Origin of the sequence: Tardiphaga sp. (assembly GCF_044340795.1) — a bacterium.
Taxonomy (GTDB): domain Bacteria; phylum Pseudomonadota; class Alphaproteobacteria; order Rhizobiales; family Xanthobacteraceae; genus Tardiphaga.
Genome location: NZ_JBIISY010000039.1, coordinates 25,931 through 36,451 on the forward strand (window position 1 = coordinate 25,931; position 10,521 = coordinate 36,451).

The 10,521-nt window shown below is 63.8% G+C and carries 11 protein-coding genes; 3 read left to right on the forward strand and 8 right to left on the reverse strand.

Going from position 1 to position 10,521, the window contains the following annotated elements:
- The first annotated feature begins 48 nt into the window (after positions 1–48).
- Together xseA and ACIQ17_RS09085 are read left to right on the forward strand one after the other, a co-directional pair.
- On the forward strand, positions 49–1,656 hold the full coding sequence (xseA, locus tag ACIQ17_RS09080; protein ID WP_398467612.1) for an exodeoxyribonuclease VII large subunit: 1,608 nt from the start codon (positions 49–51) through the stop codon (positions 1,654–1,656).
- 102 nt (positions 1,657–1,758) lie between these two features.
- A complete protein-coding gene (locus tag ACIQ17_RS09085) occupies positions 1,759–1,977 on the forward strand; it encodes a DUF2093 domain-containing protein (protein ID WP_398467614.1) in 219 nt (72 codons plus the stop codon).
- A 104-nt stretch (positions 1,978–2,081) separates the two neighbouring features.
- Here ACIQ17_RS09085 and lpxK read toward each other — a convergent pair whose 3' ends face one another.
- Genes lpxK through ACIQ17_RS09115 form a run of 6 tightly spaced genes read right to left on the reverse strand, consistent with a single transcriptional unit; the run spans position 2,082 to position 7,575 of the window.
- The gene (gene lpxK / locus ACIQ17_RS09090; protein WP_398467617.1) at positions 2,082–3,089 is read right to left on the reverse strand and encodes a tetraacyldisaccharide 4'-kinase; all 1,008 of its coding nucleotides are present in this window, start codon (positions 3,087–3,089) and stop codon (positions 2,082–2,084) included.
- Complete coding sequence (locus ACIQ17_RS09095; protein ID WP_398467619.1) at positions 3,082–4,386, reverse strand: 3-deoxy-D-manno-octulosonic acid transferase; 1,305 nt, start codon at positions 4,384–4,386, stop codon at positions 3,082–3,084. Before ACIQ17_RS09095 ends, lpxK begins: the two co-directional genes overlap by 8 nt.
- Complete coding sequence (locus ACIQ17_RS09100) at positions 4,379–5,092, reverse strand: lysophospholipid acyltransferase family protein (RefSeq protein ID WP_398467621.1); 714 nt, start codon at positions 5,090–5,092, stop codon at positions 4,379–4,381. The genes ACIQ17_RS09095 and ACIQ17_RS09100 overlap by 8 nt, the downstream gene beginning before the upstream one ends.
- Complete coding sequence (locus tag ACIQ17_RS09105; protein ID WP_398467623.1) at positions 5,089–5,334, reverse strand: DUF4170 domain-containing protein; 246 nt, start codon at positions 5,332–5,334, stop codon at positions 5,089–5,091. The genes ACIQ17_RS09100 and ACIQ17_RS09105 overlap by 4 nt, the downstream gene beginning before the upstream one ends.
- Before the next feature lie 59 nt (positions 5,335–5,393).
- Positions 5,394–6,149 carry a 3'(2'),5'-bisphosphate nucleotidase CysQ gene (locus tag ACIQ17_RS09110; protein WP_398467638.1) on the reverse strand — a complete coding sequence of 252 codons (756 nt, stop codon included), beginning with the start codon at positions 6,147–6,149 and terminating at the stop codon, positions 5,394–5,396.
- Positions 6,150–6,183: 34 nt separating this feature from the next.
- Positions 6,184–7,575 carry a TldD/PmbA family protein gene (locus tag ACIQ17_RS09115; protein ID WP_398467625.1) on the reverse strand — a complete coding sequence of 464 codons (1,392 nt, stop codon included), beginning with the start codon at positions 7,573–7,575 and terminating at the stop codon, positions 6,184–6,186.
- A gap of 274 nt (positions 7,576–7,849) precedes the next feature.
- On the opposite strand from ACIQ17_RS09115, the gene ACIQ17_RS09120 reads away from it, so the two are divergent.
- Entirely contained in the window at positions 7,850–8,383 is a 534-nt protein-coding gene (locus ACIQ17_RS09120) for a DUF6101 family protein (protein ID WP_398467627.1), read from the forward strand.
- Positions 8,384–8,526: 143 nt separating this feature from the next.
- Here ACIQ17_RS09120 and ACIQ17_RS09125 read toward each other — a convergent pair whose 3' ends face one another.
- Positions 8,527–9,963, reverse strand: coding sequence for an FAD-binding oxidoreductase (locus ACIQ17_RS09125; RefSeq protein ID WP_398467629.1), 1,437 nt, complete (start codon positions 9,961–9,963; stop codon positions 8,527–8,529).
- Positions 9,964–9,984: 21 nt separating this feature from the next.
- On the reverse strand, positions 9,985–10,521 hold a 537-nt coding region (locus ACIQ17_RS09130; protein WP_398467630.1), incomplete at its 5' end, for a Bug family tripartite tricarboxylate transporter substrate binding protein.

The window sequence follows — 10,521 nt, forward strand, 5'->3', positions numbered from 1 at the left end:
GCCAGCGTTTAGCATGCTAATCCGCTGCCGCAACAGCCCGAGTCCCCGATGCCCAAAACTGCCGCTGCACCGCTGACGAATTCCTCCGAATTCACCGTTTCCGAGCTCTCGCAGGCCCTGAAGCGGACGGTGGAGGACGCCTATGGGAACGTGCGCGTGCGCGGCGAGATCACCGGCTTTCGCGGTCCGCATTCCTCGGGCCACTGCTATTTCTCGCTCAAGGACGAGAGCGCCAAGATCGAGGCCGTGATCTGGAAGGGCGTCCATGGCCGGATGCGGTTCCGGCCGCAAGAGGGCCTCGAGGTCATCGCCACCGGCAAGCTGACCACCTATCCCGGCTCGTCAAAATACCAGATCGTCATCGAGGCGCTGGAGCCGGCCGGCGTCGGCGCGCTGATGGCGCTGATGGAAGAGCGCAAGCGCAAGCTCGGCGCCGAAGGCCTGTTCGACGAAGCGCGCAAGCAATTGCTGCCATGGCTGCCCGAAGTGATCGGTGTCGTAACGTCTCCCACCGGCGCCGTGATCCGCGACATCCTGCATCGCCTGGAAGACCGCTTCCCGCGCCATGTGCTGGTATGGCCCGTCCGCGTGCAGGGCGAAGGCTCGGCCGAACAGGTCGCAGCCGCGATCCATGGCTTCAATGCGCTCGAAGTCGACGGCAAGATTCCGCGGCCCGATCTCCTGATCGTCGCCCGCGGCGGCGGCTCGCTGGAAGACCTGTGGTCGTTCAATGAAGAGATCGTCGTGCGCGCCGCGGCGGAGAGCATGATTCCGCTGATCTCGGCCGTGGGCCACGAGACCGATATCACGCTGATCGATTTCGCCTCCGACAAGCGCGCGCCGACACCGACGGCTGCCGCAGAAATGGCCGTGCCGGTGCGTGCGGAACTGCTGGTGGAGATCGGCACGTTCGAACGCCGCATGATGCTGTGCTGGCAGCGTGCACAGGACTCGCGCCGCAATGAACTGCGCGCCGCCGCCCGCGCCTTGCCGAATGCGGGCGATCTGCTGGCCATTCCGCGCCAGCGGCTTGACGGCGCGGGTGCATCGCTGCCGCGCGCGCTGCGGGCGAACACGCATGCCCATCATCGACGCTTCGTGGAAGCCAGCTCCGGCCTGACCCTGCGGGTGCTGCGCGGGCAGATCGCCCATGCGACACAGCGGCAGACGGTATGCGGCGAGCGCCTGAAACTCTCTGCCCGCGCGCTGCTGCGGCAGCGCCGCGATCGCTTTGCCAATCTCGAATTGCGCCTCAAGGCCTCCAAGTCCGCCAATGCGCAGGCGCAGCGCAATGCCATCACCCGGAACCGCGAAAGCGCACTGCGTCTCACCGAGCGCGCCCGCCGCGCACTGACCACCCTGCTGCAGCGCCAGCAGGCGCGTGTCGAGGCCTCGAACAAGCTGCTCGCCGCCCTGTCCTATCGCAGTGTGCTCGCACGCGGCTTTGCGCTGGTGCGTGACGAACAGGGTGCGGCGCTGCATGCGGCAGCAAATGTCAGCGCCGGCGCGCGGCTGAGCATCGAGTTCGCCGACGGGCGCGTGGGTGTCACTGCGGACGGCGATCATCCCGCGCCACCGCAGACGACGAAGCCTGCTGCGCCCAAATCGACGACGCCAAAGCGCAAGGCGAAAGTAGATCAGGGCGACCTGTTCTGACGCGCATCAACCGCGCTTTCATTCGCCGCGCCGAAGCCCTATTTATGCTACGAAACAGTGACATCACCGTCCGGACCGACCGGACGATCCAGGAGACCAGCCGTGCTCAATAAATTCGGCCCATCCGGCAATGGCGAAGCCAAGCTGCAATATCTCGACGGCGATTTTCGCGTCGTCGCGCCGGGCACCTATGTAACCTGCGCCATCTCGGGCGAGCGCATTCCGCTGGACGAACTGAAATACTGGAGCGTCGACCGGCAGGAAGCCTATGCCACGCATACGGCGGTGCTGAAGCGGCACTATCCGGAACAGGTGAAGTAAGACGCGGCCGTAGGGTGGATTAGGCGAAGCCGTAATCCACCGTTCTTCGTCACACGCACTCGGCCGGCGGATTACGCTTCGCTAATCCGCCCTACGGCTACACTTCAGCGCCTCGTTCCCGCCTTCGCGCGATTGAGGGTTTCGCGCACCAGAGTGCGCAGCCCGTCTTTATCTTCGACATCAAGCGCCACGGCGAAGCCGATGATGTCAGCCGCAGCCGGCATATCGCGCAGCTTCACCAGGTCTTTCTCCGTGGTCACCAGCACAAGGCCTTCGCTTTGCGCCTCCGCGACCAGCGCGTCGATCTCCGTCGTCGTATACGGATGATGATCCCCGAACGTCTTCTCCACCGCCACATCCACACTTGCGTTGCGCAGCGTGCGGACGAAGCGGCCGGGATCGCCGATGCCTGCAAAAGCCAGCACCCGCTTGCCCTGCAGCGCCTGCATGGAGTCAGCATCCGGCTTCAGTCGTGCCGTAAACACCTTGCCGCCGCGGCCATGCACCAGCGCAGAAACGCCGGTGGCAGCAACGCCGTCGCCGATCACCACCAGAGCGTCGGTGCGCGCGATCTGTCGATCGAGCGGCGCGCGAAGCGGACCGGCCGGAAAGATGCGACCATTGCCGAGGCCACGATTGCCATCGATAACGATCAGCGACAGGTCCTTGGCGATGGCGGGATTCTGGAAACCGTCATCCATCACGATGGCGCTGGCGCCGGTGGAACGCGCCAGCGCGGCGCCAGCGACACGATCACGGGCAACGACGACCGGCACGTCACGCGCCATCATCAACGGCTCGTCGCCGACATCGGCCGCGTTGTGGCGTGACGGCTCGACCTTGACGGGTCCCCGCAACTTGCCACCATGGCCACGGCTTAGCACCACCGGCGTTTCACCGAGGTCGCGCAACAATTTCACCAGCGCCAATGTGGTCGGTGTCTTGCCCGCACCACCGGTATGATAGTTGCCGACGCAGATCACGGGAATGCCGACCGCCGTACCCTGCTGCATCATCCGCGCAGCGGTGATCTCGCCATAAACGGCGCCGAGCGGCATCAGCAGGCGCGACAACAGGCTGCTTTGCTGCTGCCAGAACGCCGGCTCACGCATGATGGCCACCCATCTCGAAGCGCAACTGCATCAGATAGGGTTCGAGCGCATGGAGCGTACGATCGAGCGCACCGCCAAGCCGCGTAACCACCTCGCCCGCCGCATCGACCGACGCCGCGCGTGCAGCCTTGTCGCCGAGCATCTGTGCCAGCAGCTTTACGAGTTGTTCGGACGAATTCGCCTGCCGCGCGCCGCCGGCACCATCGAGCGCGTCATAGACGTCGGTGAAATTGAACACATGCGGCCCATGCACGATGGCCGCGCCGAGCTTCGCAGGCTCGATCGGATTCTGGCCGCCATGCGGGACCAGCGAGCCGCCCATGAACACCACGGGCGTCAGGCGATAGAACAGGCCGAGCTCGCCCATCGTATCGGCGACATAAACATTGGTGCCGGCGCCGGGCAATTCTCCGCGCGAGCGCGTGATGGCGCGAAGACCACTCGCTTGCACCATCCCGGCGATCGCCTCGCCGCGATGGGCATGGCGCGGAACGATGACGGTCAGCAAGGACGGAAAGAAGTTGGTCAGCGCCTTGTGGGTTTCGAGGATGATCTCTTCTTCGCCGGGATGCGTCGATGAGGCCACGACGATCGGCCGGCCGCGTGTTGCCGCCTTCAATGCATCGAGCTTGGCCGCGTCGCCGGGCGGCGCCTGCACGTCGAATTTCAGATTGCCGGTGACCAGCACGCTGCGCGCGCCCAGCGCGCTGAAACGTTCGGCATCGGTATCGGACTGGGCGAGGCAGATCTCGAAACTTCCCAGCAATGCGGAAATCGTCTTCGACAGTTTCTGCCAGCGCGGAAACGAGCGCTGCGACATCCGCGCATTGATCAGCGCCATTGGCAAGCGACGCCTCGCAGCGGACAGGATCAGATTGGGCCAGAGATCGCTTTCGATGAACAGCGCCAGACTGGGATGCCAGTGATCGAGAAAACGCGCGACATAACGCGGCGAGTCGTAGGGGATATATTGATGGATGATATCGGGCGGGAAACGCTTGGCGATGATGGCGGCCGAGGTCACCGTGCCCGAGGTCAGCAGGATGCGCATGTTCGACGCACGCAGCCGTTCGATCAAGGTCGCTGCAGCAAGAACCTCGCCGACGCTCGCACCATGCACCCAGACCAGCGGCCCGGCCGGACGCTCGATATCAGTGATGCCGCGGCGTTCATCGACACGCTCGGGATCTTCCTTGCCGTTGCGCAGCCGGCGCTTGATCAGAAGCGGCACCATCGGCGTCAGCGAGGACGACAGGCGACGATAGGCGCGCAGTGTGATCGGCAAGGTGTCAGGCATGGCGATTGCCGTCCGGACGACCCACGGCTTCATAGGCGCGCCGCGTGGCGTCGTTCAACGTTGTTTCGAGCTGCTGGCGCAGCTCTTCCATCATAGCGCCGTCGGCGTCCGCCGGCACGCTGATCGGCTCGCCGCCGACCAGCACGCCGCGGCCGAATGGCAGATTGATGGTGGTGTGGTCCCAGTTATTGAACTGGTAGAAGCGGCTGGTCGCCATGGCGAAAGGCATGATCGGCCGTCCGCTCTCGCGCGCGAGCATGATGATGCCGAGGCCAGCGATGCGCGAGCGCTTCGGCACGTCGGCCGTCAGCGCCATATTGACGCCGCTCTCCAGCACCCGCACCATTTCCTTGAAGGCGCCGACGCCGCCCTTGCGGTGAAACGCACCACCGTGATCGCCGGAGCCACGCACGGTCGAGATGCCGAGCCGCTCCGCGGCCAGGGCGTTGAACTCGCCGTCGCGATGCTTGGAGATCAGCACCGCGCCGCGATAGTCCTTCTGCTTGATGAAGGGCGTCATCAGATGCTGACCATGCCAGAAGGCAAGGATGACCGGCATCTCCGGCTCGACGATGTCATAGACATCGACGGGATCGAAGGTGAAGGTGTTGGTCTTCCACACAAGGCGCAAAAATTCGGCCGCGAGGAACCCCGCGGCACGTTGCACCCCACTGCTGCGCAGCGTGTTTCGCAGCAGACGTTTCAAGTGGTGGGCTTTGCGTCTTGACCCGGATCGAGCAGCCGATGGAGATGGACGATGAAGTAACGCATATGCGCGTTGTCGACGGTCGACTGCGCCTTGGCCTTCCAGGCCACCAGCGCCGATGCGTAGTTCGGATAGACGCCGACGATATCGACCTGATCGAGGTCCTTGAAGGTGAAACCCTTCAGATCGGTGAGTTCGCCACCGATGACCAGATGAAGCAGTTGCTGTGGTGTGTCGGACATAGGTTCTTCCTGCAGCGGCCGGCTGCGATCAGTTTTATAGAAAATGGTGGTGCGGCTGGTTACGCCCGGTTGGTCCGGAACTGCTCAACGATATGGGCATGACGATCGGCCCCCGCTGCTACCAGCAACCCGTGCGTGACTTCCCGGCGATTGTATAAAATGGGATCGCCCGAAAGCTCGCTCATTCTACCATTCGCTTCGTGCACGATCAAATCCGCAGCCGCCAGATCCCAGTCCTTGCTCTGGCCACCGGCGAAAGCGGCGTCCAGCCGGCCATTGGCGATCCAGCACAACCGCAGGGCAAGCGATCCGATTCGCGGATGCAACTCCAGGTCCTGTCGCGGATGGGTCAGGCGCTCCACCAGAGGTTTGGGACCTGCAACACGGGCGAAATCGAGATCAGTGCCTGCCGTCGCGCGGACCGGCCGACCGTTGCAGGTCGTGCCCTGCCCGCGCTGGCTGAGGAAAAATTCATCTGTGGATGGCGCGTAGACTGCGGCCATGACCGGGCGATGTTCCTCCACCAGTGCGACACAAACGCACCAGTCCTCGCGGCCGGCAAGATAGCTGCGGGTGCCATCGATGGGATCGATGATCCAGGTCCGGCGCTTGCCGAGACGCGCGCTGTCATCGGCACTTTCCTCCGACAGCCAGCCATAATCCGGCGTGGCGCTGCGCAGCCTCTTTTCGATCAGGTCGTTGAGCGCGATGTCGGCTTCCGAGACCGGCGACGATTCGCCCTTGATCCATTTGCGCAGCTCGGTGCGGAACATCGCAAGACCGAGCGCGCCCGCCTCGCGAACGGTCTGCTCCATCAGCGCGAAATCCCGCGCCAGTTTGTCGGATGGTTCAGCGTCCGGCAATCGTCAGTCCCTCGACGCGCACGGTCGGCGCGTTGACGCCGTATTTGAATGTGAGATCGTTCGCCGGGATCAGCGACTTGAACATCTCGAACAGATGACCGGCGATGGTGATCTCGCTCACCGCATAAGTCAGCTTGCCGTTCTCGATCCAGAACCCGCCAGCGCCGCGGCTATAATCACCGGTGACGCCATTGACGCCGGAGCCGATGAGGTCGGTGACGTAAAAGCCTTCCTTGATGTCGGCGATCAGGTCCTCGGGCGAGACGTCGCCGGCTTCCATATGCAGATTGTAGGCGCCCGGCGATGGCGAGGACGACACGCCGCGATGGGCATGGCCGGTCGTCTGCAAGCCAAGCTCGCGCGCGGTGGCGCAATCGAGCAGCCAGGTCGTCAGCACACCCTCATCGATGATTGCGCGCTTCACCGTCGTGACGCCTTCCGCATCAAAGCTCTGCGACCGCAGGCCGCGCACCCGCAGCGGATCGTCGATGATGCGGATATTGCCGTTGAACAGCTGCTTGCCGAGGCTGTCCTTCAGGAAGGTCGTCTTGCGCGCAACGGATGCGCCATTCGCCGCGCCGATGACATGGCCGACCAGCGAATTCGATACGCGCGGATCATAGACCACCGGCACCTTGCAGGTCGCCACCTTGCGCGGATTGGCGCGCGCCACGGTGCGTTCACCGGCGAGCTTGCCGACCGCTGCAGGCGAAGCGAGATCGGAGGCATGCAGCGCCGAGGAGAAATCGTAGTCGCGCTCCATCCTGGTTCCGTCGCCGACGATCGCCGTCATCGACACACCGTGGCTGGAGCGCAGATAGGAACCATGGAAGCCGGTCGACGTCACCAGCACCATGCCGCCGATGCCCGTCGAGGCAGAAGCACCACCGGACTTGGTGACGCCCGCCACCGCCAGCGCCGCTTCTTCGGCTTCGATGGCGCGGCGTTCGAGTTCGCCGACCTCCGGCACGACGGGATCAAGCACATCGAGATCGGGAAAATTCTTCGCCAGCAGTTCGGGATCGGCCAGCCCGACATATTTGTCGTCCGGCGCCACACGCGCCATGGCTACCGCGCGCTCGGCCAGTTGCGCGGCATTGTCCCCGGACATGTCATTTGTGGAAATCACCGCCTGCCGCCGACCGACGAACACGCGCAGGCCGACATCGTCGCCCTCGGAGCGCTCCGACGCTTCTACCTTCCCGTCGCGCACCTCGACGCCATGGGAGACGCCGCGGACCGCGACCGCATCCGCTGCATCAGCGCCCGCACGCCTGGCGGCCTCAACGAGACGCTGCGCCAGATTTGACAATGCGGATTGATCGAGCAGGTCAGAATTGTCGGATCGGGTAACGGTCGCGTTTGGTGAAGAGATCACAAACAAAATCCCTGAATTTGAGGCCATGGCCCGGGCCACGGCGAAGCCCTACAGATGTGCCCGTTTTGCAGGGATTTCAAGCATTTGCCGCGCCGGATGGGGCGAATTTTCACCCTCGCGGCAACGAGTCGTCAAGCATGCTGGTTTGGCTTTCATCAAGCATGCGATCCGGGTCGGATTCTCTTAACCAGCCTTTTTAAGCAGATTCGGGACCCGCTCTGGCAAGCTCCTCCCATCGACCGGAAGCATAATTCCGGCGGGGAGATAAAAAGCCGTGGGGCATCAAACAGCAATCGAGGCATCCGCCTCGCCATCGACCTTGGGATCGAGCAGCCCCGTGCGGCTCGATCCCCATTCACTACCGCTTCGTTTCGAAGCACATGACAACCGCGCCGACGGCAGCGTCCGGCGTGTCGAACTGCATCGCGAGCGTGTCGTCCTGCACCGTGCCATCCGCGGCATGCGCATGGCGATCAATGTTCGCGTCAGCGATTTCATGGGCGTCGCGTTGCGCGGGCTCGATGACGGCAAGATGCTCGTGCTGAAGCATCGCGATCCGTCATTGTCGATCCCGCTGCTCGTGAGCTCGGATGTCGAGGAGATCGAGATGGCCTGGCCGATGTGGAGCGAGATCTTTGCCCTTCCGCAGTTGCCGGAAGAGAAGCCGATCGAACCGGCGCAGCGCCGCCGTCGCCGCAACGCCATCCGTGAGCGTCGGCCAAGGTTCCTGATGCGCCGTCGTGTCGGCGCGCTGCTGAATGAGGCCGGGAGCTACAAGGGCGAATACGAGATTATCGCGCGGGATTGAAGCCCTCTCACTGTCATCGCCCGGCTCGACCGGGCGATCCAGCAGACACCGGCTTCAGCGATAGAGCCGGGCTGCCACCGTTTACTGGATCCCCGCATGCGCGGGGATGACAAGCGCGTCTGTGGAAACGTCAGCGATACACATCACGGCAACCTCAACACCTTGTTCGGATTCATGATCCGCCCCGGATCGATCGCCAGCTTCACCCGCCGCATCAGGTCCATCTCGACCTCCGACGTATAGAGCGGCAGGCGATCCACATGCATGCGGCCGATGCCATGCTCGGCGCTGATGCTGCCGCCACTGGCGACGCTTTCCTGATGCACGATCGTATTGGCCTGATGCGCTGCCGCGTCGCGCATTGCGGCGTCGCCGATGTCATAGGGGAAGATCACGATGACGTGGACATTGCCGTCGCCCACATGGCCGCAATGCGCCACCCGGGCTTTTGGCAGGCTGCTCTCCAGTCGACGTGTCACGCGATCGAGAAATCCCGGCAGTGCCGAGACCGGCACCGAGGTGTCGTTCGACACCGTGAAACCTTCCCGCTTGTTGGATTCCGAAATCGTGTGCCGCAGCTGCCAGATCCGCTCTGCCTTGGCGTGATCGCTGGCAATGACGGCATCGATGATGACGCCATTCTCCAGCGCTGCGCCCAGCGCGATTTCCATGCTCTCCATCGCATTCCAGTCCGGCGCGCTGTCGGCCAGTTCCAGCAGCACATACCACGGCGCCTCGGCTGCCATCGGGCTGCCGCTGGACATGTCGTGACGCAGCACGATCTGCAGTTGGCTCTGCGACATCAGTTCGAATGTCTCGACACGCCTGCCCGTCACCCGCTGCAGGTCGTGCAACAGCGCGATGGCCTGATCGACCCGTTCCATCGCCACCATCGCCGTCGCCGACACGGTGAGCTTCGGATAGAGCTTCAGCACCGCCGCCGTGACGATGCCGAGCGTCCCTTCGGCGCCGACGAACAGCTGTTTGAGATCGTAGCCGGTATTGTCCTTGCGCAGCGCTTTCAGCCCGTTCCAGACCCGACCGTCGGGCAGCACGACTTCCAGCCCGAGCACCTGCTCGCGCATATTGCCATAGCGCAGCACGCCGGTGCCGCCGGCATTGGTCGAGACCAGCCCGCCGATCTCGCAGCTGCCGACACTGCCCAGCAGCACCGGAAACTGCCTGTCATTCTCGTCGGCCAGCGCGCGCAGATCGGCGAGGATGCAGCCCGCCCCCACGGTGATCGCATTGTTGAGCAGATCGAGCTGATGGACCTTGTTCAGCCGCGAGACATTGATGATGACCGCCGTGACGCCATCCGGCACGGTGGCGCCGCCCGTGAGCCCGGTATTGCCGGCCTGCGGCACAATGGCGACACCGTGCTGCACACAGACACGAACGACCGCGGCGACTTCCTCTGTCGTCCCCGGCAGCACCACCGCTACCGCATTCCCGCGGTAGCGCGCACGCCAGTCCTGCTCATAGGGCTCGGCATCCGCTCCGGTGCGCACATATTTGTCGCCGATGATCTCCGCCAATGCGCGAAGACATGCGAGGCGTTCACTCTCCGCTAGCGGCACGCCGAGATCCTTTCAACTGATCTATTCCGTCTTGAGGCCCGCGGCCTGGATGACCGGTCCCCATTTGGCAATCTCGGCTTTGACTTGAGCACCGAGTTCGGCCGGTGTCGATCCCACTGGCTCGCCACTGAGTTCAATGAGACGCTGCCGGACTTCAGGATCGGCGACCGCCTTGCGGAATTCCGCGCTCAGTTTCTCGGTCATCGCTGGCGGCATGCCGGGCGGACCAAAGATCGCATTCCATGTATAGGTCTCGTAGCCGGGCAAACCGGCCTCGGCCACCGTCGGAATATCCGGGAACGAAGCCGATCGGTTCTTGGTGGTGACGGCCAGCGCGCGCGCCGAACCCGCCTTGATGAAAGAGGCCGCGCCGCTGAGCACGTCGAACATCATCGGGATTTGGCCGCCGATGAGATCGTTCATCGCCGGTGCGCCACCACGATAGGGCACGTGTTCCATCTTCACGTCCGCCATGGTCTTCATGAGTTCGCCGGACAGGTTCGGCGGCGTTCCGACGCCCGAGGAGCCGTAGCTGTATTTACCGGGCTCGGCCTTCAG